This is a genomic window from Vibrio sp. 1249-1 (genome assembly GCF_033340495.1).
The window spans coordinates 1-741 of sequence record NZ_JAWOWJ010000453.1; the positions used below are offsets into that span (position 1 = coordinate 1).

A 741-nucleotide genomic window follows, 5' to 3' on the forward strand; every position below is an offset into this window, starting at 1 on the left:
AAAAGCTCGCCCCACAGATTTCTTGATTTTGTTAATCGAGTCAGGATGAGTTAAATAGATTTCAATTAAACCATGCCCTGCAATGTCTGCTGTGCTTGGCGCTATAACGGTATTCGGTACAGGGACAGAGCCAATTCCCGTTAGTTGCAGGCCATTAATAACAAGGTCAGAGGTTGATAAAATATAGTCACTATCAGGGGTTAATGTTGGCGAAGCCGGCGCAACATGAACCACGTGAATATTATCAGCGTCGTATCCTAATTGAGAAACAACATACTTGTAAGATTGGTTCACCCATAAGTTTCCTTGCGAGTGAGCAATATAAATTAGCTTTTTGCCTTTCCATGTATTGGAATCATTGATGAGTTTATGCTGCATCTGAGTTTTTTCAGTATCAGGTGAATCAATCGAAGTACTCAAGAGCTGCAAAAACTCACGAATCATCGTATTCATACCTTGGCTGACAAGGTCGGAAACAAACCCTTTAAACCATGAAAAGTCGCACTAATTTTTTGGATGATGGAACTGTCCTGACGTCCGCTAACGATTTCCCAAAACGCTTCCCATCGGTCAAATTGCTTTTGCCCCAACTCTTGTGTTCTTTGATCAAAAGTTTCAGCAAAATCAGCTAAGACATTCAACCCGTTACTTTCAATGTAAGAGTCATTGTAGAACAGTTGATATTCAACTGGCTCACCGTTGAATTGCTTGATACCAAGGGTTGATCCTATTTTCTTCTGT

The 741-nt window shown here is 40.5% G+C and carries 1 pseudogene; it reads right to left on the reverse strand.

The annotated features are described in order from the left end of the window. Positions 1 to 741, reverse strand: a pseudogene (locus R7Z50_RS26945) (hypothetical protein); the annotation flags it as partial.